The organism is Streptomyces sp. NBC_01465, from assembly GCF_036227325.1.
GTDB lineage: Bacteria > Actinomycetota > Actinomycetes > Streptomycetales > Streptomycetaceae > Streptomyces.
Map to the genome: position 1 here is coordinate 4,109,390 of NZ_CP109467.1, position 25,042 is coordinate 4,134,431.

Consider the following 25,042-nt stretch of genomic DNA (forward strand, 5'->3'; position numbering starts at 1 on the left):
CTGTGGACTTCACCTTCACCGAGGAACAGCAGGCGGCCGTGGAGGCGGCGAAGGCGGTCTTCTCGGGCGTCGCGCCCGACCAGGTCCCCAGCCCCGCGCTCACCCCGGGCGCGGTGGCCGACGACTTCGACCGGCCGCTGTGGGGCAAGCTCGCCGACGCCGACCTGCTGAGCCTGGTCCTCGCCCCCGAACACGGCGGCGCGGGTCTCGACCCGATCGCCCTCTGTCTGGTGCTGCGCGAGTCCGCCAAGGTCCTGGCCCGTGTACCGCTCCTGGAGACGAGCGCGGTCGCCATGGCCGTACAGCGGTACGCCACACCCGAGTTGAGCGCGGCGACGCTGCCCGCGGTCGGCCGTGGCGAGCTCGTCCTCACCGTCGGCGCCAACGGACGCACCGGCCACGACCCGGCCGAACTGGCCGTCACCGCCCGCCGCGAGGACACCGCCTGGATCCTCGACGGCGTCCAGACCGGAGTCCCCTGGGCCCAGACCGCGGACCTCATCGCCGTCCCCGCCCACACCGCCGAAGGACGCACCGTCCTCGCCCTGGTCCCCCGGGTGCACGACGGCCTCACCCTCGACGACCAGGTCTCCACCAGCGGCGAACGCTTCGCCGAGGTCCACCTCGACTCCGTACGCGTGGATGCCCGCCACCTCATCGAGGCCGAGGGCGCCTGGGAGTACCTGCGCAATCTCCTCGCCACCGGCACCTGCGCGCTCGCGCTCGGCCTGGGCGAAAGCGTCCTCGGCATGACCAGCGAATACACCGGCAAGCGCGAGCAGTTCGGCTTCCCGGTCGCCACGTTCCAGGCCGTGGCCGTCCAGGCCGCCGACCGCTACATCGACCTGCGCGCCATGGAGGTCACCCTCTGGCAGGCGGCCTGGCGCATCTCGACCGGTGCCTCGGGCGCGCTCCCCGCGGCCGGTGACATCGCGGTCGCCAAGATCTGGGCCTCCGACGGCGTACGCCGCACCGTCCAGACCGCCCAGCATCTGCACGGCGGCTTCGGCGCGGACACCGACTACCCGCTGCACCGCTACCACGCCTGGGCCAAGCAGCTGGAGCTCTCGCTCGGCCCGGCGGCAGCCCACGAGGAGTCCCTGGGCGACCTGCTGGCCGCCCACCCCCTCGGCTGACAACTCAGAGGACGAAAGCCGGGCTTCCGCTCTCCGTCACCATCGGACGCCCGGCACCGTCCCAGGCCAGCATGCCGCCGTCGATGTTCACCGCGTCGATGCCCTGCTGCACCAGGTACTGCGTCACCTGGGCGGACCGCCCGCCGACCCGGCACATCACAAAGGCCTGCCGCCCGTCGGCCACCGCCTCGGTGACCTCACCGAATCGCGCCACGAAGTCGCTCATCGGGATGTGCAGCGCACCCTCGACGTGCCCGGCCGCCCACTCGTCGTCCTCCCGGACATCAAGCACCAGGCCGTCGGCCGGTACGGCAGCGACATCCACCTGGGGCAGCGCGGCGAAATTCATGGGGTGAGCCTTCTCTCGTACGAACCCGACACGGTCACCGGGAACGCTACTGCACCAGTCCCGCCAGCTCCGCCTCGCGCTCGGAGACCTGACCGAGCAGCTGCTCGGCGATCTCCTCGAGGAGCCGGTCCGGATCATCCGGCGCCATCCGCAGCATCGCGCCGATCGCGCTCTCCTCCAGGTCATGAGCGGCCAGCGTCAGCAACTCCTTGCGGCGCGAGAGCCACTCCAGGCGCGCGTACAGCTCCTCGCTCTCACTGGGCTGCGACTCCACCGGAACAGGCCCCGCGGCCCACTCCTCGGCGAGCTCCCGCAGCAGCCCCTCGTCCCCGCGCCCGTATGCGGCGTTCACGCGCGTGATGAACTCCTCCCGCCGCTCCCGCTCCGCCTCCTCCTGCGCCAGGTCGGGGTGCGCCTTGCGGGCCAGCTCGCGGTAGAGCTTGCGCGCCTCCTCGCTGGGCCGCACCCGCTTGGGCGGCTGGACCGGCTGCTCATTGAGCATCGCCTCCGCCTCGGGCGACAGCCCTTCGGAGTCGAGCCAGTCGTGGAACAGCTCCTCGACCCCGGGCATCGGCATCACCATGGCCCGCGCCTCGTACGCCTTGCGCAGGTCCTCGGGGTCCCCGCTGCGAGCGGCCCTGGCCTCGGCGATCAGCGCATCGAGCTCGTCGAGCCGGGTGTACATCGGGCCGAGTCTCTGGTGGTGCAGCCGGGAGAAGTTCTCCACCTCCACCCGGAAGGTCTCCACCGCGATCTCGAACTCGATCAGCGCCTGCTCGGCCGCGCGCACCGCCTTCTCCAGCCGCGCCTCGGGCCGCTGCTCGTCGGCCTGCGCGGCCTGCGCGTCCTGCCCAGCGGCCTGCGCGCCCGCCTGCTCGGCCTGCTGCCCGTCCGTCTCGTTCCGGGTCGTCGTTCCCCCGGTGGCATCCTCCGTCACCCGCCCAGCCTAAGGGCGCCCGCCACCCCCGGTCACACCCCCAGCTCGGCCTCGATCCGCCCCTCCCTCACCGCCGCCACCAGATCGGCGTGATCGGCTTCCGTACGGTCCGCGTACGTCACCGCGAAAGCGGCCACCGCCTCGTCCAGCTCCTCGCTCTTGCCGCAGTACCCGGCGATCAGCCGCGGATCCGCACTGTGCGCATGGGCCCGGGCGAGCAGCGCCCCGGTCATCCGCGCATAGTCGTCCACCTGGTCGGCCGCGAGCGCCGCCGGGTCCACGCTCCCCTTTCGGTTCCTGAACTGCCGCACCTGGAAAGGCAGCCCGGACACAGTCGTCCAGCCCAGCAGCATGTCGCTGACCACCTGCATCCGCTTCTGCCCGAGCACCACCCGCCGGCCCTCGTGCTCCTCGGGAGGCGTACGGAACCCGGCCGCCGGCAGATACGGCACCAATGCCGAAGGACGCGCCTCCTTCACCTGCAGCACCAGCGGCTCCCCCCGGTGATCGATCAGCAGCACCACATACGACCGAGTCCCCACACTCCCGGTGCCGACCACCCGGAACGCCACATCGTGGATCGCATACCGGGCCAGCAGCGGCAGCCGGTCGTGCGACAGCGTGGACAGATACTCCTCCAGCGCACCGGCCACCGCCGCGGCCTCCGCATCGGGCACCCGCCGCAGCACCGGCACCGCGTCCACGAAGCGCCGCCCGCCGTCCCCGCTCTCCTCGGTCGCCTTGGCGGCGAAGCGCGCGCTGGTGTTCTTACGGGCCTTCTCCGAGACCCGCTCCAGCGTCCCCAGCAGATCCGTCGCGTCCGCGTGCGAGACGAGCTCCTCGTCGGCTATCGCGTTCCACGCGTCCAACGCCGGAAGCTTCGCCAGCAGCCGCATGGTCCGCCGGTACGCACCGACCGCATGGAACGCCCCGGCCCTGCAGGTGTCCTCGTCCGCCCCCGCCTCCCGCCCGGCAAGCACCAGCGATGCCGCCAGCCGCTTGACGTCCCACTCCCAGGGGCCGACCACCGTCTCGTCGAAGTCGTTCAGATCGATGACGAGCCGGCCGCGCGCATCGCCGTACAGCCCGAAGTTCGCCGCGTGCGCATCGCCGCATATCTGCGCGCCCACCCCGGTCACGGGCGTACCCACCAGGTCGTGGGCCATCAGCCCGGCCGCACCGCGCAGAAAGGCGAAGGGCGTGGCGGCCATCCGTCCCACCCGTATCGGTGTGAGCCCCGGCACCCGGCCCCGGTTGGACTCGACGACGGCCTGCACCGCATCGGGCCGCCCCTGCGCCGGCACCAGCGAATCGTGCGAGGCCCGGGGCACCCGCGACCTGAGCTCCCGGCCCTCGTCCTTGGGCGACCCCTTCGGCCCGTCGGCCTCGGTGACCCGCTGAGCAAACCCCGCCACCACCGGCACTCGCATGCGCTCGCTCATGAAGTCCCCGCCCTCGAAAAGCCCCGACCAACATCAACTGCCCACGACCGTACCGCCGCTCGCCGAGACCCGTCGCCCCCTGTGGACAACCCTCCGGATGTGGACAAGTGGGCAACCCCCGTACGGCATCCGGAGGTTGCCCACCACACCCGAGTTGTACTATGCAACCAATAGCGAGAGGGGCAACTCAATGGCCGCCGGCGACCCCCGGGCACGCGACTCATCCGTCGACACCATCCAGCGCGAACTCACCGCGTTCGCCCGCCGCGCCCGCGCGACGGCCGCCCGCCTCCACCCGGAACTGCCCCTGGTCTCGTACACCCTGCTCGCCCACATCGACGACCAGCAGGGCTGCCGCGCGACCGACCTCGCGGCGCACTACATGCTGGACAAGTCCACGGTGAGCCGACAGATCGCGAACCTGGAGAAGCTGGGCCTGGTCGAGCGCCGCCCGGACCCCGACGACCACCGCGTCCAGGTCCTGCACCCCACGGACGCCGGCACCAGCACCCTCGCGGCCACCCAGGGCAGCCGCCGCGCAGCCGTCCACGACCGCCTGGCGGACTGGAGCGCGGAGGACCTCGGCCGCTTCGCCGCCTACCTGTTGCGGTACAACACCGCGCACCAGTAAGCGGCGAGACCCAACGGACCCCCGTCGGCCGCGCGGGGGTTTCACGTGAAACACGTCTCAGCAACAAACAAGCAAACGAAGAACGGGCCCCTGTCAGCGACTTTCGTCACTGACGGAGACCCGTCCGTTTGTGCGCGAGGGGGGATTTGAACCCCCACGTCCCTAAGGACACTGGCACCTGAAGCCAGCGCGTCTGCCGTTCCGCCACTCGCGCAAGAATGGTGTCCTGGGCTCTCTCACTGGCTGTGTGATTGCCTGGCGACGAACGAAAGATTAGCACGCTGGACAGGGTGGATTCACATCCGTTGTTTCGGTGACCCGGCCCAGGGAACGAGCTCCTCCCGCCCCCACTCCTCCTAGGTGCGCCGCTTGTGCGGGACACTGACAGGAGCCGCCTCTACGATCCGTGTGAGGGGTGACACTCATCCACTGGGCAGACAAGGGGAACCAGCCGATTTCCCGACGCGTGGATACGATCAGTAAGCAGTACGAGGACGACAACGCCGGAGGAGGTGCCTCATGGGAGTCCTGAAGAAGTTCGAGCAACGCCTCGAAGGTCTGGTCAACGGCACCTTCGCGAAGGTGTTCAAGTCCGAGGTCCAGCCCGTCGAGATCGCGGGCGCTCTCCAGCGCGAGTGCGACAACAACGCCACGATCTGGAACCGCGAGCGGACCGTCGTGCCCAACGACTTCATCGTCGAGCTCTCCACCCCCGACTTCGAACGGCTCAGCCCGTACTCGGGTCAGCTGGGCGACGAGCTCTCCGGGCTGGTACGCGACTACGCCAAGCAGCAGCGGTACACGTTCATGGGCCCCATCAAGGTCCACCTCGAAAAGGCCGACGACCTCGACACCGGCCTCTACCGCGTCCGCAGCCGCACCCTCGCCTCCAGCACCAACCAGCAGAGCGCGCCCGCGAGCCCGCCGCCCTCGGCCTCCCGGCGTCCCGCCGCGAGCGGCTACGGCTATCCGCCCACCGCGGCCCCGCCGATGCCCGCCGCGCCTCCGCCGGTCGCGCCCGCGCCCCACCGGCCCGCACCCGCGAGCCGTCCTGCCGCCCCGGGCCCCATGCCCGGCGCCCAGACCCGGCGCTGGATCGAGATCAACGGCAACCGCCACCAGATCTCGCGCCCCACTCTCGTACTCGGCCGTTCCACCGAGGCCGACGTGCGGATCGACGACCCCGGCGTATCGCGCCGGCACTGCGAAATCCGGACCGGAACGCCCTCGACGATCCAGGATCTCGGATCCACCAACGGCATCGTGGTAGACGGGCAGCACACCACCCGCGCTACGCTCCGCGACGGCTCACGGATTGTCGTGGGCAACACCACCATCGTTTACAGGCAAGCCGAAGGGTGAAGCGGGGGCAATGTCAGAGCTGACCCTGACGGTCATGCGGCTAGGTTTCCTGGCCGTCCTGTGGCTGTTCGTCATCGTGGCCGTCCAGGTCATTCGCAGCGACCTGTTCGGTACGCGCGTCACCCAGCGGGGCTCCCGCCGCGGCAACGACGCACGTCCCCAGCAGACCGCGCGGCAGGCAACGACGCCGCCGCAGCAGCAGCGCCAGCAGCCGGCCGGGGGCGGTGGCCGGCAGCGCCGGGGCGCCCCCACCAAGCTGGTCGTATCCGAAGGCACCCTCACCGGTACCACCGTCGCCCTCCAGGGCCAGACCATCACCCTGGGCCGGGCGCACGATTCAACGATCGTGCTGGACGACGACTACGCGTCCAGCAGGCATGCCAGGATCTACCCCGATCGTGACGGCCAGTGGATCGTCGAGGATCTCGGGTCCACCAACGGTACGTATCTCGACCGGACCCGCCTGACGACCCCGACACCCATTCCGCTGGGCGCACCGATCCGCATCGGCAAGACCGTCATCGAGCTGCGGAAGTAGTAGGACAATGACAGCGCGCGAGCGGAGCGAGCGAGCCGCGGCAATCCCGCAGAGGGGCCGAAGCGTGCTCCCGACCGGAGGGTGGGCAGTGTGGCTCGAGACCGGCTGTACCCAGAGCCGACGGGCGAGGTGCGCATGAGTCTGTCCCTGCGTTTCGCCGCCGGATCGCACAAAGGCATGATCCGTGAGGGGAACGAGGACTCCGGCTACGCCGGCCCCCGTCTCCTGGCCATCGCCGACGGCATGGGCGGCCAGGCAGCCGGCGAGGTCGCCAGCTCCGAGGTCATCTCCACGCTCGTCACCCTCGACGACGACGTCCCCGGCTCGGACATCCTCACCTCCCTCTCCACCGCGGTGCAGCGGGCCAACGACCAGCTGCGCATGATGGTCGAGGAGGACCCCCAGCTCGAGGGCATGGGCACCACGCTCACCGCCCTCCTGTGGACGGGTCAGCGCCTGGGTCTCGTCCACGTCGGCGACTCCCGCGCCTACCTGCTGCGCGACGGCGTACTGACGCAGATCACCCAGGACCACACCTGGGTCCAGCGCCTCGTCGACGAGGGCCGGATCACCGAAGAGGAAGCCACCACCCACCCGCAGCGCTCCCTGCTGATGCGCGCGCTGGGCAGCGGCGACCACGTCGAACCCGACCTCTCCATCCGCGAGGTCAGGGCCGGCGACCGCTACCTCATCTGCTCCGACGGGCTCTCCGGCGTCGTCTCCCACCAGACGATGGAAGAGACGCTCGCCAGCTACCAGGGCCCGCAGGAGACCGTCCAGGCGCTCATCCAGCTCGCCCTGCGCGGCGGCGGCCCCGACAACATCACCTGCATCGTCGCCGACGTCCTCGACGGCGACGCGGGCGACACCCTCGCCGGCCAGGTCAACGACATCCCCGTCATCGTCGGCGCGGTCGCCGAGAACCAGGCCGCCCAGCTCCACGACGACGGCTCCATGCAGACCCCCGCGGGCCGCGCATCCAGCCTCGGCCGCCCCGTCCCCCCGCAGGCCGGCGGCTTCGGCCCGCCCGGCAGCGGCGGCGAGTACGGCCGGGCCGGAGACGGTGGCGACGGCGGCTACGGCTCGTACAGCGACGACGACTTCATCAAGCCCTCCCGCGGCCGCAAGTGGCTCAAGAGATCTCTGTACGGCGTCCTCGTGCTCGCCGTCATCGGCGGCGGCCTCTACGGCGGCTACCGCTGGACCCAGACCCAGTACTACGTCGGCTCGAACAACGAGAACGTCGCGCTGTACCGGGGCATCAGCCAGGACCTCGCCTGGGTCTCGCTCTCGGAGGTCGAGAAAGACCATCCCGAGATCGAACTCAAGTACCTCCCGCCGTACCAGCGCAAGCAGGTCGAGGACACGATCACCGAGTCCAGCCTCGGCAAGGCGAACCAGAAGATCACCGAACTCGCCGCCCAGGCAGACGCCTGCAAGAAGGACGCAGACCGCCGGAAGGCCGCAGCGGACAACGCCAAGAAGGGTCAGGGCCAGGCCGGAGGCACCACCGGCTCCGCCACCACGACCCAGTCCGCCAAGACCACGAAGACGGCCACGTCCACTCCCAGCCCTACGCCCAAGCCCACACCCAGCACCACCCTCTCCCCGGAGGAGCAGCAGCTGGTCTCACTGTGCGGCAAGCAGTAGGCAGCAACAGCCCTTGGGGGGCTTCCACCACATGAGCGTTGTCACCAACACGACCACCATCGGCGCGATCGAAGCACCGAGCCGCCGCAACACCGAGCTGATGCTGCTCGTCTTCGCCGTTGCGATCTCCGTCTTCGCGTACGCCAACGTGGGCCTGGCCATGAACGGCTCGCTTCCCTCCGGCATGCTCGGATACGGAACGGGCCTCATCCTGCTGGCCGGCGTCGGCCACCTCGTGGTGCGCAAGTTCGCCGCCTACGCGGACCCCCTGCTGCTGCCACTGGCGACGCTGCTCAATGGGCTCGGTCTGGCGTTCATCTGGCGCCTCGACCAGTCGCCGCGGCTGATCCAGCGGGCCAAGTACCTCTTCGGTGCCTACAGCCCTGACGCGCCCAAACAGCTTCTGTACTCGGCCCTCGGCGTCGCCCTCTTCGTGGCCGTGCTGGTCTTCCTCAAGGACCACCGCATCCTGCAGCGCTACACCTACATCTCCATGGTGGTCGCGCTGGTCCTGCTCATCATGCCGATGTTCTTCCCCGCGGTGAACGGCGCCAAGATCTGGATCAAGGTGGGTTCCTTCACCATCCAGCCGGGCGAGTTCGCGAAGATCATCATCGCGATCTTCTTCTCCGGCTACCTCATGGTGAAGCGAGATGCACTGGCTCTGGCCAGTCGGCGCTTCATGGGTATCTACCTGCCGCGCGGCCGCGACCTGGGGCCGATCCTGGTGATCTGGGCGCTCTCCATCCTCATCCTCGTCTTCGAGACCGACCTCGGCACCTCGCTCCTGTTCTTCGGCCTCTTCGTCATCATGTTGTACGTGGCGACCGAGCGAACGAGCTGGATCGTCTTCGGGCTCTTGATGTCAGCGGCGGGCGCAGTCGGCGTCGCGACCTTCGAGCCCCACGTCCAGGACCGTGTCACCGCCTGGCTCGACCCCTTCGCCTGCTACACCACCGACAAGAGCGGAGCCTGCGAACAGATCGCGAACGCTGTCATGTCGTTCGGTGCCGGCGGCACTCTGGGAACCGGTCTCGGCCAGGGCAATTCCGACCTCATCGGCTTCGCAGCCAACGCCGACTTCATCCTCTCCACCGTCGGCGAAGAACTCGGCCTCGCGGGCATGATGGCGATCCTGCTGATGTACGGACTGATCATCGAGCGCGGTGTACGCACCGCCCTCGCCGCTCGCGACCCCTTCGGCAAGCTCCTCGCCATCGGCCTCTCCGGCGCCTTCGCCATCCAGGTCTTCGTCGTCGCCGGTGGCGTCATGGGTCTCATCCCGCTGACCGGTATGACCATGCCGTTCATGGCGTACGGAGGTTCCTCCGTACTCGCCAACTGGGCCCTGATCGGCATCCTCATCCGTATCAGCGACACCGCACGCCGGCCCGCTCCGTCCCCCGCACCGTCCGCCGATGCCGAGATGACCCAGGTGGTCCGACCGTGAACAAGCCTCTGCGTCGCATCGCACTCTTCTGCGGTCTTCTCGTCCTCGCGCTGCTGGTGCGCTCGAACTGGCTCCAGTACGTCAAGGCCGACAGCCTCAACGCCAAGAGCGAGAACCGCCGTGTCGGCATCGAGCGCTACTCCCACGAGCGGGGAAACATCATCGTCGATGGCAAGGCCATCACCGGCTCCGCCGTCACCAAGGGCAGCGACTTCAAGTACAAGACCACCTGGCAGGACGGCGCCATGTGGTCGCCGATCACCGGATACGCCTCGCAGGCATTCGGCGCCTCCCAGATCGAAAGCATCAACGACGACATCCTCACGGGAAACTCGGACAGTCTCTTCTTCGACCGCACCCTGTCGATGTTCACCGGTGACAAGAAAAAGGGCGGCAACGTCGTCACCACGCTCAACGCCGACGCGCAGAAGGCGGCCTTCAACGGGCTCAAGGGCAAGAAGGGCGCAGTCGTAGCGCTCGACCCGAAGACCGGCAAGATCCTCGCACTCTCGTCGAGCCCCTCGTACGACCCGTCGGTCTTCGCCGGCAACTCGACGAAGGACTCCGACAACCGCCAGGTCTTGCTGAAGGACAAGGACAAGCCCATGCTCAACCGGGCTCTCCGCGAGACCTACCCGCCGGGCTCCACCTTCAAGGTCGTCACGGCCGCCGCGGCCCTGGAGAACGGCCTCTACAAGGGCATCGACGAGGCTACGAACTCACCGGACCCGTACCCGCTGCCCGACTCCACCAAGCCGCTGAACAACGAGGGCACCATCCCCTGCAAGAACGCCACCCTCAAGGTGGCCCTGCAGTGGTCGTGCAACACCGTCTTCGGCAAGATCAGCAACGACCTCGGCAACAAGGAGATGATCGCGGAGGCCGAGAAGTTCGGCTTCAACAGCGAGATCTTCACCCCGGTTCGCGCCGACGCCAGCGTCTACCCCGAGGACAACCGGCCGCAGAACGCCATGGCCGGCATCGGCCAGGCATCCAACCGCGCCACGCCCCTCCAGATGGCCATGGTCGCCTCCGCGGTCGCCAACGACGGCAAGCTGATGAAGCCGTACATGGTCGACCAGCTCACTGCCCCCAACCTGGACGTCGTATCCAAAACCAAGCCCGAGAAGATGAGCGAGCCGCTGTCGGCGGCCAACGCGCAGAACCTCCAGGCGATGATGGAGAACGTCGTCACCAACGGCACCGGTAAGAGCGCCCAAATGGGGAACGGCATCACCGTCGGCGGCAAGACCGGCACCGCCCAGCACGGCCTCAACAACAGCGAGAAACCGTACGCCTGGTTCATCTCGTACGCCAAGGTCAATGGCAGCTCACCAGTCGCCGTCGCCGTTGTCGTCGAGGACGCGTCGGCCAACCGTGACGACATTTCCGGTGGCGGTTTCGCCGCCCCCATCGCCAAGGCCGTGATGCAGGCAGTCATCAACAGCAAGAACTGACGTACCGGTCCGGTATCGGCTGACGGTCGGTCGGTGATCATCCACCGGTGCCCGGTAGCGTATGCGCGAACAGCACACCGCCGGACCACCCCAGGGTGCGGTCGGGACAGACGGAGAGGGCTGGAATACCTATGGAAGAGCCGCGTCGCCTCGGCGGCCGGTACGAGCTGGGCTCGGTGCTCGGCCGTGGTGGCATGGCCGAGGTCTACCTCGCGCACGACACCCGGCTCGGTCGCACCGTCGCCGTGAAGACGCTCCGGGCGGACCTCGCCCGCGACCCGTCCTTCCAGGCCCGGTTCCGCCGTGAGGCCCAGTCGGCCGCCTCGCTCAACCACCCGGCGATCGTCGCTGTCTACGACACCGGCGAGGACTACGTCGACAACATCTCCATCCCGTACATCGTGATGGAGTACGTCGACGGATCGACCCTGCGGGAACTCCTGCACTCCGGCCGCAAGCTGCTGCCCGAGCGCACCCTGGAGATGACCATCGGCGTCCTCCAGGCCCTGGAGTACTCCCACCGCAACGGCATCGTCCACCGCGACATCAAGCCGGCGAACGTCATGCTGACGCGCACCGGCCAGGTCAAGGTCATGGACTTCGGCATCGCCCGCGCCATGGGCGACTCCGGCATGACGATGACGCAGACCGCCGCGGTCATCGGCACCGCCCAGTACCTCTCCCCGGAGCAGGCGAAGGGCGAGCAGGTCGACGCTCGCTCGGACCTCTACTCCACCGGCTGCCTCCTCTACGAGCTGCTCGCCGTCCGGCCGCCCTTCGTGGGCGACTCCCCGGTGGCGGTCGCGTATCAGCACGTACGGGAAGAGCCGCAGCCGCCCAGCAACTTCGACCCCGAGATCACGCCCGAGATGGACGCGATCGTGTTGAAGGCCCTGGTCAAGGACCCCAACTACCGCTACCAGTCGGCGGACGAGATGCGCGCCGACATCGAGGCCTGCCTCGACGGCCAGCCGGTTGCGGCCACCGCGGCGATGGGTGCGGTCGGGTACGGCGGCTACGAGACCGACCAGCCCACCACCGCCCTGCGCGCCGCGGACCCGGGCGGGGCCCCGACCTCGATGCTTCCGCCGACCAACCCGGACGACGGCGGCTACGGCTACGACGACCGCCCCGACCGCCGCCGCCAGAAGAAGTCGCACACGTCGACGATCCTGCTGGTCGCGGCGGGCATTCTGGTGCTGGTCGGCGCGATCCTGATCGGCAGGTCGGTCTTCAGCGGCAAGGACAACGGCTCGGAGCAGGTCCCGGCACCGGTGCTGATCGGCCAGACCCTCAAGGGCGCCCAGGATTCGCTCGACAACCTCAGCGCCGATTTGAAGCTGAAGTCGACGGAGGCGCCCTGCGAGGGGCAGCCCAAGGGCAACATCTGCAGCCAGGACCCGAAGGCCGGCACCAAGATCGACAACGGCTCCACGATCAACGTGACCGTCTCCACCGGCGCTCCGAAGATCGAAGTCCCCGACGTCACGGACAAGCAGCAGAACAAGGCCACCGAGATCCTCGAGGCCAAGAAGTTCGTCGTCACGACGACTGACGTCGAGTCCGACAAGGACCCCGGCACCGTCCTCAGCCAGGACCCCGAGGGCGGCAGCCAGGCCGAAAAGGGCTCCACGATCACGCTGAAGATCGCGAAGCAGTCGAAGGTGACCGTGCCGGTCATCACCCCCGGCACGCCCTACGAAACGGCCAAGAAGCAGCTCGAGGACCTGGGCTTCACCGTCGCCCGGGTCGACCAGGAGTCCGACCAGGCGCCGGACACCGTCATCAGCCAGAACCCGGCCGGGAACACCCAGCTGAAGAAGGAATCCCAGGTCACCCTGACGGTCGCCAAGGCCAAGGCACAGGTCGCCGTCCCCGCGATCCTCACGCAGAACGTCGCCGCGGCCAAGGCCGCACTGGCCCAGGCCGGCTTCACGAACATCCAGTTCGCGAACGGCAGCTCCCAGGACGACAACGCCATCGTCACCGGTGTCAACCCGACCCCGGGAACCATGGTGGACCCGGCGAACACCACGATCGAGCTCATCACGATGGGCGGCAACGGGAACGGGAACGGCAACAACGGCGGCGGCTTCATCGGGGGCAACGAGTAGTCACGCCGCCACCCGTACGCACAAAGAGCAGGGCCCGAAGCCGCAACTGAATCAGCGGCTTCGGGCCCTGCTCGTCTTACGTATCAGCGCAGTTCGGCCGGCGGCGTCCGCTTCGAGTCCACCTTCTCCGTCCGCACCAGCTCGCCCCACACGATGTACCGGTACTGCGAGGTGTAGACCGGCGTGCACGTCGTCAGCGTGATGTAGCGCCCCGGCTTCTTCTTCCCCGACTCCTTCGGCACCGGCTGCAGCACGTTCACGTTGTACTTCGAGGTCTGCTTCAGCTCGCTGTAGACCTTGTAGACGTACCAGGTGTCCTTCGTCTCGAAGACGACCGCGTCCCCGGTCTTCACCTTGTCGATGTTGTGGAACTTCGCCCCGTGCCCGTCCCGGTGCGCGGCCAGCGTGAAGTTCCCCGTCTTGTCCCACGGCATCCCCGACTTGATGGGCTCCGTGTAGTACCCCGCGACGCCGTCGTTCAGAACATCGGTGTCGGTGCTCTTCTTGACCAGCACCTCACCGTTCTTCATCGACGGTACGTGCAGGAAGCCGATGCCGTCCTTGGTGTTCAGCGCCCCCGGTCCCGTGTCCTGGGTCCAGTGATTGCGTACGTTGTCGCCCTGCTTGGACGCCTCGCGGTCCGCGATGACGTTCGTCCACCACAGCGAATAGACGACGAAGAGCCCCAGAAGCAGCCCCGCCGTGATCAGCAGCTCCCCGAAGACACTGATCGCCCCCGCGATCCTGCCCCGCCCCCGCCGCTCCGGAGCGGACGACGGCACGCCCGTCTGCTCGTCCTGCTCGGTCCTCGATGCCACCGCACCCGTCCCTGTCCGTGTCGGTCGATCGGCTCAACCACCGGGCAACCAGGACGGAACACCCTTGCTGCGCGGCCGTTCGTCGACCATCTTGCCCCACACGATCATTCGGTACGTACTCGTGAATTCCGGGGTGCACGTCGTGAGCGAGATGTAACGGCCGGGCTTGGTGAAACCGGACCCGGTCGGGATCGGCATGATCACCGAGGTGTTGCTCGGCGAGGTCTGCGGGAGGCTGCTGGAAATTTCGTACGTGTAGTAGTCGTCCTGCGTCTCGACGACGACCTTGTCACCCTTCTTCAGGTGATTGATGTAGCGGAACGGCTCACCGTGGGTGTTCCGGTGGCCCGCAAGCGCGAAGTTCCCCGTCTTCGCGGAGGGCATGGCCGTCTTCAGGGACCCCGAGTCGTAGTGCCCGACCATCCCCTTGTCGAGGACCTTCGACTTGCTGACGCCCTCGGCGATCGGGACGACGACGTCGAGTGTCGGGATGTGCAGGATGGCGAATCCCTGGCCGGGTTCGAAGGCGGCGGCTTTCTTGCCCTTCGACCAGTCGTCCTGGAGGCTGTGCGTCGCCTGGTTGGCCTCCTGGTGGGCCCGGACGTTCGTCCACCACAGCTGGTACGTCACGAACAGCAGCATCAGCACCCCGAGGGTGATGAAGATTTCCCCGATGGCCCGGCTGGCCACAACTGCCGGGCTGTCCTTGGCCGCACGGGCCGCCCGCCGCGCCTCCATACGGCTGAGAGGGGCCGTGGAGGGGGCCGGGGCGGCCTCAGGCCGCTTCCCCCGCCCCCGGGCCGCCTTGCGCCGCTCCGCGCGGCCTCCCGTGGGCGCAGGGGCCTTGGGAGGCTCGGCCTTGCGCAAGGCCACGGTCTCGTCGTCCCGTACGCCGACAGGTGCGGGTACGGGCACGGATATCGGCTCCGAGACGGGCTCGGGTACCGCCACGAACTCGGGCTCAGGTATCGGTTCGTACCACTGCTCCTGCTGCACAGCAGCGAACTCGGGCTCCGGCTCGGGCTCCGGCTCCGCCGACGCCATGTTGTTCTCCGCCCGGAACCACGGCGATCCATGGCCGCCCGGCGGCAGAGGATCGGTCAGCGGGTCGTACTCGTGCCCGCCGGCGTCCTGCTCGGGGCGGAGTGCGGTCACGCCGCGCCCTTGCTGCCCACCACCGGCGCGAGTCCCGCCGACCGCGCGACGGCGCCCGGATCCCCGCACTGCACCAGCCAGTTGGCCAGCATCAGATGACCGTGCTCGGTCAGCACCGACTCCGGGTGGAACTGCACGCCCTCGACCGGCAGATCCCGGTGGCGCAGCCCCATGATGATTCCGTCGGCCGTACGAGCGGTGACCTCGAGCTCCGCCGGAATCTCCTCGGGCTCGGCGGCCAGCGAGTGGTACCGGGTTGCGGTGAACGGCGAGGGCAGCCCCGCGAAGACGCCCGCGCCCTCATGGGTCACCAGCGAGGTCTTGCCGTGCAGCAGTTCGGGAGCGCGCCCGACCACACCGCCGTACGCCACCGCCATCGACTGCATCCCCAGACAGACCCCGAAGACCGGAACGCCGGTTTCCGCACAGTGCCGCACCATGTCGATGCAGACCCCGGCCTGCTCCGGCGCGCCGGGACCCGGCGAGAGCAGCACCCCGTCGAAGCCGTCCTGCGCATGCGCGAGTTCGACCTCGTCGTTGCGGAGCACCTCGCACTCGGCACCCAGCTGGTAGAGGTACTGGACGAGGTTGAAGACAAAGCTGTCGTAGTTGTCGACGACCAGGATCCGCGCGCTCATCGCAGCGCCTCCATGCCCTGGTCGACCGTCACGTCATTGAACGGAAGCAGCGGCTCCGCCCACGGGAAGACGTACTGGAACAGCACATAGACGACCGCGAGTGCGAGCACGATCGAGATGAGTGCGCGCAGCCATGCGTTGCCCGGCAGATGCCGCCAGATCCAGCCGTACATGCTGTCCCTTCCGTTAGCGGTACGGGTCCAGACTAAAGGGCGACAGCAGGGACTTGTGGGTCACCTGGGCAAAGCGGCCGGCTTGCCCTGCTTGACGGGCTGCGTGGAGTCCAGGTGGCCCCACGCGATCAGCCGGTGACTGCTGCCCCACTCGGGATCGCAGGTGGTCAGCGTCAGATAGCGCCCCGGCGACCGATACGGCGACTTGACCGGCACGGGGCCGATCACGCCGATGTCCGAAGGCACCGTCAGATAGGGCTTGTTGTCGATGCGGTACGTGAACCAGGTCGTCCCGTCCTCGATCACCACCGCGTCCCCGGGCCGAAGCTCCGGGAAGTCCTTGAAGGGGTCTCCATAGGTACGACGATGACCGGCCACCGCAAAGTTCCCGGTGGCCCCGAGCCGCGCGGTCCCCGCGTAGTGTCCGAGCCCCTTCTGCAGGGTCTTGACCTTGGTGTCCTGCAGTACGGGCCGGGACCAGTGCTTGCCGAGCCGCGGGATGTACATCACCGCGAAGGCCTTGCCGTCCTTGTACGCGGGCGGGGCGGGCGGCGCGGACTTCTTCGGGGCCCCCTGGCCGGAGGGGGACGGGGCGGGTGCGGCCGTCGCCCCCTGCGTCCACTGGTGGTGCAGTTGGTTTATCTGGTCCGAGGCCGCGTGGTCCGCCTTGATACCGGTCCAGAACAGCAGATACACCACGAACAGCACGATCAGGGCGCCCACGGTGATGCAGAGTTCGCTGAAACTTCGGACGACCAGTCGCACCGAGACCGACACCGACACGGGCTTCCCCCTGAGCTACCCCACAGGCTTCGCGTAGTGGAGATCCACTGTGCCCGAGTAGCCGGGAAGAGTCATCGCCTGGTGCTCGTCGATTTTCCAGCCGAGCCCGTACGCCTTCACGTACTGCTGGTAGTTCTGGATCGCCGGGGACGCGTTGATCGCGCTGCGCAGCTTCGACGGGTCGCCGACCGCCGTCACCTTGTACGGCGGCGAGTAGACGCGGCCCTGCAGGATCAGGGTGTTGCCGACGCAGCGGACCGCGCTGGTGGTGATCAGCCGCTGGTCCATGACGCGGATGCCCTTGGCGCCGCCCTGCCAGAGCGCGTTCACGACGGCCTGCAGGTCCTGCTGGTGAATGACCAGGTCATTGGGTTGCGGGTCGGGGTACCCGGGGTTGGCGACGGCGTTGGGCGGGGCGTCGTTGAGCGTGACCGTCAGCGCCTGACCCGACAGTTTCTGGGTCCCGGCCGACTTCTCGAGCGCCTTGATCGCGGCGTCCTCGGCCTTCGTACTGCCGTCGTCGCGCTGCGCGAGAGCGTCCACGTCGCCGCGCAGGGCGGCCGTGGTCTCGTCGAGCTCTTTGTTCTTTCCGCTGCGCTCCTGCACCAGATCGGAGAGCTTCAGCATCGAGGCATCGGTACGGATGTCGGTGCCCTTGGCGGTGTTGAAGCTGGTGACGAAGATCAGCCCGGCAAGGGCGAAGACGGCACCGGAGAGCAGCGCGACCGGCCGCACGGACCTGCCGCGGGTGGCCCCACCGGGGGAGTCTCCAGAATTGATCAACGTACCCTTATCTCCTTACACGCCGTGGAAGCACTACGCTAACGGACGCCCGGGGGAGGCAGTGGTCCCCGTCGTCACCCCGCCCCGGCTCCAGCCACAGTTCCCTGCGCGGTAACGCAGCGCATCGACAGGAGAGTCCCTCGTGCCGAAGTCACGTATCCGCAAGAAGGCCGATTTCACGCCGCCGCCCGCTTCGAAGCAGGCGCAGGCCATCAAGCTGACCAATCGCAGCTGGGTGGCACCGGTGATGCTGGCGTTCTTCGTGATCGGTCTCGCCTGGATCGTCATGTTCTATGTGACGGAGGGCGATATGCCCATCCAGCCCTTCGGGAACTGGAACATCGTCGTCGGATTCGGCTTCATCGCCGCCGGCTTCGGTGTCTCCACCCAGTGGAAGTAAGCCCTGCCCAGAAGTTATCCACACCGTAATCCACAGCCGGGGAAAACTCAGAAGATCTGTGGATAACTCCTCAGCCGTTGACGCCGGTGTGACTACTGGACTCGTACCACAGCAGCTGCCCGCCCCTTGCCCTCCCTGCGGAAACCCAGGTCAGGGACAAGGGGCACAGTTGTTCCCCACGACATGCACAAGATCCGGCACGCGCTGTGGACAACTCGGCTCTCAGGTGAGCGCCGCGGTCCTCATCAGCACGATGGCGACGGTCACCGCGAGGACCAGTGCACAGGTCCCGTACTGCACCAGGGCGCGGCGCTCGCGCGGGGCGTAGACCATGCCTGCGGCGATGGCGATCCCGGCGACGAAGCCGCCGACGTGGGCTTCCCAGGCGATGCCGCCGCTGAAGGTGAAGATCAGGTTGACGACCAGGATCCCGATCAGGGGCCGCATGTCGTAGTTCATGCGCTTCATCAGGACCGCGGTGGCACCGAGCAGACCGAAGATGGCGCCCGAAGCACCGAGCGAGCCCTGTGTCGGGGACGCGATGAGATAGGTGAGCGCGCTGCCGAACAGTCCCGAGATCACATAGAGCGCGATGTAGCGAGCGCGGCCCAGCGCCGCCTCCAGCGGACCGCCGATCCACCACAGGCTGAGCATGTTGAAGCCGATGTGCCAGAACTCCTGGTGCAGGAACATCGAGGTGAAGAGGCGGTACCACTCGCCTTCCGCCACACCCTGGGTCGGATCGAAGGGCGCGGGCGGCCACAGACCGATCAGCGCGTAGTCGTCGACCAGCCGGTCACCGAAGAGCTTGGCGATGACGGCGACGAAGACCGCCACATTGATCCCGAGAAGGATCTTGGTGACCAGGTGCGGGTCGGCGGCAACCGAGCCACCCGCGATGGTCCGCGGCCGGCTCGCGCTCGGCGCATGCCCCGTACCGGAATCTCCGCGCACACAGGTCGGGCACTGGAACCCGACCGAGGCGCTGACCATGCACTCCGGGCAGATCGGGCGGTCGCAGCGATTGCAGCGGATGCCCGTCTCCTTGCCCGGGTGGCGGTAGCAGCTGGGCAGGCCGCTCGCCGCGGGCTGCTGATCCGGAGTTCCTGGCACCTGGTCCATCGGGTTCCCTTGTCTCGTACGGGCCGCGTACGCACTGCACCGCCCCGCTCGTCATACGGACGAACGGGGCGGGTTGGTTCCCGTACGGAGACGGAAAAAAGGGGGACTCAGCCCTCGCGGGTCTCCACGACGACCGTCTCGATGACGACATCGTTGACCGGGCGGTCGGTGCGCGGGTTGGTCGGGGTGGCGATGACCGCGTCCACGACCTTCTGGCTGGCCGCGTCCGTGACCTCGCCGAAGATGGTGTGCTTCCGCGTCAGCCACGCCGTGGGCGCGACGGTGATGAAGAACTGCGAGCCGTTGGTGCCCGGTCCTGCGTTCGCCATGGCCAGCAGGTACGGCTTGTCGAAGCCCAGGTCGGGGTGGAACTCGTCCCCGAACTCATAGCCCGGGCCACCGGTGCCGTTGCCCAGCGGGTCGCCACCCTGGATCATGAAACCGCTGATGACGCGGTGGAAGACGGTGCCGTCGTAGAGGCGGTCAGTGGACTTCTTGCCGGTCGCCGGGTGCGTCCACTCGCGCTCGCCCTGGGCGAGCTCGACGAAGTTCTTGACCGTCTTGGGCGCGTGGTTCGGCAGGAGCCGGATCTGAATGTCGCCCTGGTTGGTCTTGAGGGTGGCGTAAAGCTGCTCGGCCACGATCTGCCTTCCGTAAGTCTGCTCTGACGTCTCCCGATCCTCGCACGGACAGCTCGCGTACGGAGAAAAGCAGCCGAGTAGCAGCCGAACAGGGGCGCCGGGGCCCGAACCGTGGCATTGTCGTCCACTAGCTCCCCTTGCACCGCAATGCCCGATCTTGAACCGATCACGCCTTTCATGCCCCGGATGCCCGCCCGCGCATGCCGCATCTGCCCGGGACAGGCATGATTCGAAAAAGGGTGGAAAGGCGATATAGCAACCGCCACCGAGGAGGAGGATCCCGTGACCCGCATGGACAGCGTGCGCGCCGCGACCGGTACGGCGAAGGACAGCGTGCTGCACGCCGCGGAAGTGGTGGCGCCCTACGCCGGTACGGCCAAGGACCAGGCCGCGTACTACGCCCACGAGGCGCGTGTACGGCTCGCACCAAAGGTGTCGTACGCCGCGCATCAGGCCGCCGAGCAGGCCCGCCTTCAGTACGACGCGCATCTGGCGTCGCGCGTGGAGCAGGCCCGCACTCATGTGCCGCCGAAGGTGGACGCAGCCGCGCACCGTGCTGCCAAGGCCGCCCGACAGGCGCAGCACCAGATCGCTCCACGCGTCGAGCAGGCCGTGGCTGCCGCCCAGCCGGTACGCGAAGAGGCTGTGGCCCGCAGCACGGCCGCCGTGGCGGCGCTGCGCGGACAGGTCTCGCCGAAGGAGATCAAGAAGCTGGTCAAGAAGCACGAGCGACGGGCGAGGGCGGGCCGGCTGGCCAAGGGCCTCGCGGTCCTCGGCGTACTGGCCGGCGGAGCCTTCGTCGCCTGGAAGTGGTGGGACAAGCAGGCCAACCCCGACTGGCTGGTCGAGCCGCCCGCACCCACCGAGGTGTCGTCGGACCGGCCGCCGCTGACCTCGGTCGACGGCAGTGGCCAGGCCGTACTCGACCCCGAGGTCCAGGCCAAGCAGGCCGAGGCCGAGGCCGCCGACTACCGCGACGACCACTAGCACCGCACAGCGCGAAGGGCCCGGGAGACGGACAGTCTCCCGGGCCCTTCGCGTTCTCCTGTGGAGCCTAGGAGATTCGAACTCCTGACATCTGCCTTGCAAAGGCAGCGCTCTACCAACTGAGCTAAGGCCCCGAAACGAGGTGACGCGAGAACAGAGTACCGGGTCACCCCCTGGATCTCACAAAAAGATTAGGGCTCCCCGTGAGCGACCACGCTCCGTAAGATGCACGACGGGGTTCGCGGCAGCGAAGCCGCTTCAATGGGGTAGCGATGGGGAGACGCAATGGACGCAGCACAGCAGGAAGCGACCGCGAGAGCGCGGGATCTTCAGCGAACCTGGTACGGAGAGCCGCTGGGGGCGCTCTTCCGTAAGCTCATCGACGATCTGGGACTCAACCAGGCCCGGCTCGCCGGCGTACTCGGTCTGTCCGCGCCCATGCTGTCCCAGTTGATGAGCGGCCAGCGCGCCAAGATCGGAAACCCTGCCGTGGTGCAGCGAGTCCAGGCTCTGCAGGAACTCTCCAGCCAGGTGGCGGACGGCAGCGTCAGCGCGGCCGAGGCCACCGACCGGATGGAGGAGATCAAGAAGTCCCAGGGCGGCTCGGTCCTCTCCAACACCAGCCAGAGCACGACCAGTTCAGGGGCCCCGACCGTGCGCCGCGTCGTGCGCGAGATCCAGTCCCTGCTGCGCTCCGTGGCAGCCGCGGGCGACATCATCGATGCCGCGGACACCCTCGCCCCGGCCCACCCCGAACTGGCAGAGTTCCTGCGGGTGTACGGCGCCGGGCGCACCGCGGAGGCGGTCGCCCACTACGAGTCGCACCAGAACTGAGCCCGGGCCCGCGGTCCGGGCCGAATTCGGGAGGGGCGGGCACGGCACCATGGGTGAGGTATTCGCCGGCCGGTACGAACTGGTCGATCCGATCGGCCGCGGGGGCGCCGGTGCCGTGTGGCGCGCCTGGGACCACCGCAGGCGTCGCTATGTCGCGGCCAAGGTCCTGCAGCAGAGCGACGCGCATGCGCTGCTGCGCTTCGTCCGCGAGCAGGCCCTTCGGATCGATCACCCCCATGTGCTCGCCCCGGCCAGCTGGGCCGCGGACGACGACAAGGTGCTGTTCACCATGGACCTGGTCGGCGGCGGGTCGCTCGCCCATGTCATCGGCGACTACGGCCCGCTCCCGCCCCGGTTCGTCTGCACCCTGCTCGACCAGCTGCTGGCGGGACTCGCCGCGGTGCACGCCGAGGGGGTCGTGCACCGTGACATCAAGCCCGCCAACATCCTGATGGAGGCCACCGGAAGAGGACGGCCGCATCTGCGGCTGTCCGATTTCGGGATCTCGATGCGCAAGGGCGAGCCCCGGCTCACCGCGACCGACCTCGTGGTCGGCACCCCTGGCTATTTCGCACCCGAGCAGATGATGGGCGCCGAACCCGACTTCACAGCCGATCTGTTCGCGGTCGGCCTCGTGGCCCTCTATCTCCTGGAAGGCACCAGACCCGACTCCCGGGCCCTCATCGAGCACTTCATCACCTACGGCACCCCCGGACCGCCGCAAGGCGTCCCCGAGCCCCTCTGGCAGGTCCTCGCAGGCCTCCTCCAGCCGGACCCGCAGGCCCGGTTCCGTACGGCCACCGGAGCGCGCAGCGCACTCACGGCAGCCGCCGCGCTGCTGCCGGCACCGGGCCCCGACGAGGAAGACCTGGAGATCTTCGACCAGATCGGCCCCCTGCCTCCCGGCTTCACCCCCACGGGCCCGGTGCCGCACGCACCACCACCCGTGCATCACCAACCCGTAGAGCACCAACCCGTAGAGCACCAACCCGTACATCAACCACTCGCTCACCAACCCCCCGTGCATCAACCGGCCCCGCCTCCCCACCAGACGCCGTACGAACAGCCCTTCACTTATCCGTACACCGCTCAGCCGCCGCAGGTTCCCACTCGGCCCGCACCGATCGCCCGCAGGCGCCCAGGACCACCCCCGAGGGTGACGGCCGGGGTCCTGCTCATGGCACTCGTCTGTTTCGCGGTGGGCATCTGGGCGCTGACCCAGGCCTGAACTACCAGCCGGCCGCCGCACGCCGACGGGCCACCACGGTCCACACCCCGAGCCCGAGGACCAGCACGCTCCCCGTGCCGATCCCGGCCACCCCCACCAGGCGCATCGTCCCGCTCCGCGCCACCCCCGTGCTGCCCGCGGCCCCGAGGTCCGGAGCGGCCCCGACGTACGAAGGCCCTTGCCGCGCCTGCCCCTTGACGTCCACCCGCAGCGTCAGGCTGTGCACCGTCCCGAAGCTCCCTGCGACCTCCGGGCTCAGCGTGACCGCCAGGTAGTACGAGCCCGCGACCCGCATCCCCTCGATCTTGTCGCCGATCCCGAAACGGTTCTCGTACGCCACGGGGGGCAGCGGATCCAGCTCGACCGCCTTCTGCTTCCCGTCGTAAGCCGTGCTCGCACTGTCGACGGAGCCCCGCAGCGGGTTGTACAGCCGCACGACCAGCGCCCCCGGCAGATAGCTCTTCCCGCCCGTGGACCCCGAACTGCCCAGCTCCGCCACGGCATACAGCTGCTGCCCCCACGCCACAGGCACCCGGTAGAAAAGGGTCTGCCCAGGAGCGATCCCGCTCTTCCACACCCCCTTCTCCAGCTCGGGCGCGTCGTTGAAGCTCGTGCCCCCGGCCCGGTCGCTCCCGTCGCCCGTGAGCGGCACGGGCGAGGCGCTGGGCCAGCTCGTGGGCGCCTTGCTCGCCCCGCCCGCCCGTACGGCAGGCTCCTGCACATGGCGCAGTTCGACGGCCCAGTCGCCCTGCCCCGCAATGTCCTTGGTCTTCCGCTCCACGACCACGTAGTACGCACCCGCGGCCTGACACGACGAGCCGCCCTTGCCGATCACCCGGTACGCGTAGGCGGCGATGGGCCGGGCGTACTGCGCGGACTCGAACGTCGAGGAGTTGTCGCTGCAGCTGTACCCGTCGCGGTCCTGCACCGTGACCGTGATCCCGTCGCTGTAGTCGACGCTCTCGCCCTTCTCCGGCACCGCGACCGCCGACACATAGGCATCGCTCGTGCTGTCCAGATCGAGCCGGTAGACGCGCTTCTCGCCGGGCCCCAGCGTGTCCTTGTACGCCGCCCCGGCCGCCAGCGCAGGCGCGTCACTGCTGTTCGCCGCACCGCGCACCGTCCGGTCCGCCCGGTCGAAGGCGTACGGAAGAGGCTCACCGGCGGCCAGAGCCCGTCCCGGCAGCGCCGCCACCGCGCATATCGCTGCCATCACGGCCAGCACCCGTTTCACCGACTACCCCACCTTTGCTTTCGCAAGCAGAAGATTTACGTAAGTGAACAGCACAAAGCCCCGGCCGCAATGCGACCGGGGCGAAGTGATCAGACGCTGGGTCTCACACACCCGAACCTGCGGGCACGGAGTCAGTCGCCTCCGTCCACAGATCCTGCTCGGCGCGATCCGCCTGGATCTGGCGGTACACGAGGAGCCCGCCGATGGCGGCCAGTGCGACCAGGAGAAGCTTCTTCACCGCGCGACCTCGTCTTTCCTTGACGTAAGGGACTTCTGCCGCCCGACTATACACACCGACCGATACCAATCGGTGACCTGGATCGATCCCAACTCCCGCACCCCGTACAGCAGTCACACAAAAGCAATCGGCCCGGACGGAGAATCCGTCCGGGCCGATCATCGCGGTGGGGCTAACAGGATTTGAACCTGTGGCCTCATCCTTATCAGGGATGCGCTCTAACCAACTGAGCTATAGCCCCGCGCTGCCCCTGAAGATTAGCGCACTTCAGGGCCAGTCCCAAAATCGATACCCGCAGCTCTACTCGTCCTCGGCGAGGGTGAGCTCAACGCCGCCCACGAACCCTGCCGACAGGTTGTAGATGAAGGCCCCGAGCGTCGCCAGCGCCGTGGCCAGCACAACGTCGATGACAGCGATCACCGACGTGAAGAGCAGCACCCGCGGAAGCGACAGGAACGACTGGAGATCGAACCCGCTGCTCTCGGTGGATCCGGTGGCCTCACTGATCGTGCCGCCCACCGTGGAGAAGACGCCCATGGCGTCCATGACCATCCACAGCACCGCGGCCGCCACGACCGTGCAGATGCCCAGCGCGATGGAGAGCAGGAAGCTCACCTTCATCACCGACCACGGATCGGCCTTGGCCACGCGCAGCCGCGCCTTGCGCGTGCGCGGCGTGGTCCGTGCGCCCGTACGCGGCCGGCGCACCGCACCGGTCTGCTGATGGGCGCCGCCGGCGCGCTGCTGCCCGCCGTGACCGCCGTGCGTGCCCCCGCCGCCCGCAGGCGCCGGATAGGCCTGCGGAGGCTGGTACGGAGGCTGCTGCTGCGCCTCGAAACTCTGCGGCTGGGGCTGCGCCCCCCGGGTGTCCGTCACCGTTCCCCCTTGGGAGTCCGCGGCAGGGCCACGGGCACCATGTGCTCCAGCTCCGGAAGCGGCCGC

Annotated in this window: 26 protein-coding genes and 3 tRNA genes; 12 read left to right on the forward strand and 17 right to left on the reverse strand. The window is 68.4% G+C overall.

Annotated elements, in window-relative coordinates:
- Positions 1-2 precede the first annotated feature (2 nt).
- Positions 3-1,136, forward strand: coding sequence for an acyl-CoA dehydrogenase family protein (locus OG707_RS19360; protein ID WP_329119962.1), 1,134 nt, complete (start codon positions 3-5; stop codon positions 1,134-1,136).
- A gap of 4 nt (positions 1,137-1,140) precedes the next feature.
- Here OG707_RS19360 and OG707_RS19365 read toward each other — a convergent pair whose 3' ends face one another.
- The 3 genes from OG707_RS19365 to OG707_RS19375 are packed head-to-tail and all read right to left on the reverse strand — an operon-like array spanning position 1,141 to position 3,864.
- Positions 1,141-1,485, reverse strand: coding sequence for a rhodanese-like domain-containing protein (locus OG707_RS19365; protein WP_329119964.1), 345 nt, complete (start codon positions 1,483-1,485; stop codon positions 1,141-1,143).
- Positions 1,486-1,531: 46 nt separating this feature from the next.
- Positions 1,532-2,422 (reverse strand): hypothetical protein, encoded by an 891-nt coding sequence (locus tag OG707_RS19370; RefSeq protein WP_329119966.1) that lies wholly within the window; start codon positions 2,420-2,422, stop codon positions 1,532-1,534.
- A gap of 32 nt (positions 2,423-2,454) precedes the next feature.
- Positions 2,455-3,864, reverse strand: coding sequence for a DUF2252 domain-containing protein (locus OG707_RS19375; protein WP_329119968.1), 1,410 nt, complete (start codon positions 3,862-3,864; stop codon positions 2,455-2,457).
- Positions 3,865-4,054: 190 nt separating this feature from the next.
- On the opposite strand from OG707_RS19375, the gene OG707_RS19380 reads away from it, so the two are divergent.
- A complete protein-coding gene (locus OG707_RS19380) occupies positions 4,055-4,495 on the forward strand; it encodes a MarR family winged helix-turn-helix transcriptional regulator (RefSeq protein ID WP_329119970.1) in 441 nt (146 codons plus the stop codon).
- 131 nt (positions 4,496-4,626) lie between these two features.
- Here OG707_RS19380 and OG707_RS19385 read toward each other — a convergent pair.
- Positions 4,627-4,709, reverse strand: a tRNA-Leu gene (locus OG707_RS19385).
- 305 nt (positions 4,710-5,014) lie between these two features.
- Between OG707_RS19385 and OG707_RS19390 the strand changes: the two genes are divergently transcribed.
- From OG707_RS19390 to pknB, 6 genes are all read left to right on the forward strand, one after another.
- Positions 5,015-5,857 (forward strand): DUF3662 and FHA domain-containing protein, encoded by an 843-nt coding sequence (locus OG707_RS19390; RefSeq protein WP_329119972.1) that lies wholly within the window; start codon positions 5,015-5,017, stop codon positions 5,855-5,857.
- 10 nt (positions 5,858-5,867) lie between these two features.
- Positions 5,868-6,395, forward strand: coding sequence for an FHA domain-containing protein FhaB/FipA (locus tag OG707_RS19395; RefSeq protein WP_329119974.1), 528 nt, complete (start codon positions 5,868-5,870; stop codon positions 6,393-6,395).
- 135 nt (positions 6,396-6,530) lie between these two features.
- Positions 6,531-8,045 carry a Stp1/IreP family PP2C-type Ser/Thr phosphatase gene (locus OG707_RS19400; RefSeq protein ID WP_329119976.1) on the forward strand — a complete coding sequence of 505 codons (1,515 nt, stop codon included), beginning with the start codon at positions 6,531-6,533 and terminating at the stop codon, positions 8,043-8,045.
- Positions 8,046-8,076: 31 nt separating this feature from the next.
- Positions 8,077-9,495 carry an FtsW/RodA/SpoVE family cell cycle protein gene (locus OG707_RS19405; protein WP_329119978.1) on the forward strand — a complete coding sequence of 473 codons (1,419 nt, stop codon included), beginning with the start codon at positions 8,077-8,079 and terminating at the stop codon, positions 9,493-9,495.
- The gene (locus OG707_RS19410; RefSeq protein ID WP_329119979.1) at positions 9,492-10,952 is read left to right on the forward strand and encodes a penicillin-binding transpeptidase domain-containing protein; all 1,461 of its coding nucleotides are present in this window, start codon (positions 9,492-9,494) and stop codon (positions 10,950-10,952) included. Before OG707_RS19405 ends, OG707_RS19410 begins: the two co-directional genes overlap by 4 nt.
- Positions 10,953-11,083: 131 nt before the next feature.
- On the forward strand, positions 11,084-13,066 hold the full coding sequence (pknB, locus tag OG707_RS19415) for a Stk1 family PASTA domain-containing Ser/Thr kinase (RefSeq protein ID WP_329119981.1): 1,983 nt from the start codon (positions 11,084-11,086) through the stop codon (positions 13,064-13,066).
- 83 nt (positions 13,067-13,149) lie between these two features.
- Here pknB and OG707_RS19420 read toward each other — a convergent pair whose 3' ends face one another.
- From OG707_RS19420 to OG707_RS19445, 6 genes are read right to left on the reverse strand one after another with little or no spacing between them, the layout of a single operon-like run.
- Complete coding sequence (locus tag OG707_RS19420) at positions 13,150-13,884, reverse strand: class E sortase (RefSeq protein WP_329119983.1); 735 nt, start codon at positions 13,882-13,884, stop codon at positions 13,150-13,152.
- A gap of 33 nt (positions 13,885-13,917) precedes the next feature.
- Positions 13,918-15,039 carry a class E sortase gene (locus tag OG707_RS19425; RefSeq protein ID WP_329119985.1) on the reverse strand — a complete coding sequence of 374 codons (1,122 nt, stop codon included), beginning with the start codon at positions 15,037-15,039 and terminating at the stop codon, positions 13,918-13,920.
- On the reverse strand, positions 15,036-15,677 hold the full coding sequence (locus OG707_RS19430) for an aminodeoxychorismate/anthranilate synthase component II (protein WP_329119988.1): 642 nt from the start codon (positions 15,675-15,677) through the stop codon (positions 15,036-15,038). The genes OG707_RS19425 and OG707_RS19430 overlap by 4 nt, the downstream gene beginning before the upstream one ends.
- Positions 15,674-15,850 carry a hypothetical protein gene (locus OG707_RS19435; RefSeq protein ID WP_329119989.1) on the reverse strand — a complete coding sequence of 59 codons (177 nt, stop codon included), beginning with the start codon at positions 15,848-15,850 and terminating at the stop codon, positions 15,674-15,676. Before OG707_RS19435 ends, OG707_RS19430 begins: the two co-directional genes overlap by 4 nt.
- A 60-nt stretch (positions 15,851-15,910) precedes the next feature.
- Positions 15,911-16,633, reverse strand: coding sequence for a class E sortase (locus OG707_RS19440; protein ID WP_443071351.1), 723 nt, complete (start codon positions 16,631-16,633; stop codon positions 15,911-15,913).
- 15 nt (positions 16,634-16,648) lie between these two features.
- Positions 16,649-17,416, reverse strand: coding sequence for a DUF881 domain-containing protein (locus OG707_RS19445; protein ID WP_443071352.1), 768 nt, complete (start codon positions 17,414-17,416; stop codon positions 16,649-16,651).
- Between the two features lie 142 nt (positions 17,417-17,558).
- On the opposite strand from OG707_RS19445, the gene crgA reads away from it, so the two are divergent.
- On the forward strand, positions 17,559-17,816 hold the full coding sequence (crgA, locus tag OG707_RS19450; protein WP_329119991.1) for a cell division protein CrgA: 258 nt from the start codon (positions 17,559-17,561) through the stop codon (positions 17,814-17,816).
- A gap of 222 nt (positions 17,817-18,038) precedes the next feature.
- Here crgA and OG707_RS19455 read toward each other — a convergent pair whose 3' ends face one another.
- Both OG707_RS19455 and OG707_RS19460 read right to left on the reverse strand, forming a co-directional pair.
- Positions 18,039-18,938 (reverse strand): rhomboid family intramembrane serine protease, encoded by a 900-nt coding sequence (locus OG707_RS19455; protein WP_329119994.1) that lies wholly within the window; start codon positions 18,936-18,938, stop codon positions 18,039-18,041.
- A gap of 107 nt (positions 18,939-19,045) precedes the next feature.
- A complete protein-coding gene (locus OG707_RS19460; protein ID WP_329119996.1) occupies positions 19,046-19,579 on the reverse strand; it encodes a peptidylprolyl isomerase in 534 nt (177 codons plus the stop codon).
- 282 nt (positions 19,580-19,861) lie between these two features.
- On the opposite strand from OG707_RS19460, the gene OG707_RS19465 reads away from it, so the two are divergent.
- The gene (locus OG707_RS19465; protein WP_329119998.1) at positions 19,862-20,566 is read left to right on the forward strand and encodes a DUF5324 family protein; all 705 of its coding nucleotides are present in this window, start codon (positions 19,862-19,864) and stop codon (positions 20,564-20,566) included.
- A 61-nt stretch (positions 20,567-20,627) separates the two neighbouring features.
- On the opposite strand, the gene OG707_RS19470 is transcribed toward OG707_RS19465, so the two are convergent.
- A tRNA-Ala gene (locus OG707_RS19470) sits at positions 20,628-20,700 on the reverse strand.
- Positions 20,701-20,851: 151 nt separating this feature from the next.
- Here OG707_RS19470 and OG707_RS19475 point away from each other — a divergent pair.
- Positions 20,852-21,400, forward strand: a complete 549-nt coding sequence (locus OG707_RS19475; RefSeq protein WP_329120000.1) for a helix-turn-helix domain-containing protein — start codon at positions 20,852-20,854, stop codon at positions 21,398-21,400.
- Positions 21,401-21,449: 49 nt separating this feature from the next.
- Positions 21,450-22,628 (forward strand): serine/threonine-protein kinase, encoded by a 1,179-nt coding sequence (locus OG707_RS19480; protein WP_329120002.1) that lies wholly within the window; start codon positions 21,450-21,452, stop codon positions 22,626-22,628.
- Between the two features lies 1 nt (position 22,629).
- On the opposite strand, the gene OG707_RS19485 is transcribed toward OG707_RS19480, so the two are convergent.
- From OG707_RS19485 to OG707_RS19500, 4 genes are all read right to left on the reverse strand, one after another.
- Positions 22,630-23,862: a hypothetical protein gene (locus tag OG707_RS19485; RefSeq protein WP_329120004.1), complete on the reverse strand. Its 1,233-nt coding sequence runs from the start codon at positions 23,860-23,862 to the stop codon at positions 22,630-22,632.
- Positions 23,863-23,965: 103 nt separating this feature from the next.
- Positions 23,966-24,100, reverse strand: a complete 135-nt coding sequence (locus OG707_RS19490; protein ID WP_003958712.1) for a DLW-39 family protein — start codon at positions 24,098-24,100, stop codon at positions 23,966-23,968.
- 167 nt (positions 24,101-24,267) lie between these two features.
- Positions 24,268-24,341: transfer RNA gene (locus OG707_RS19495), tRNA-Ile, on the reverse strand.
- A gap of 59 nt (positions 24,342-24,400) precedes the next feature.
- A complete protein-coding gene (locus tag OG707_RS19500) occupies positions 24,401-24,976 on the reverse strand; it encodes a DUF3566 domain-containing protein (protein ID WP_329120006.1) in 576 nt (191 codons plus the stop codon).
- Positions 24,977-25,042 lie beyond the last annotated feature (66 nt).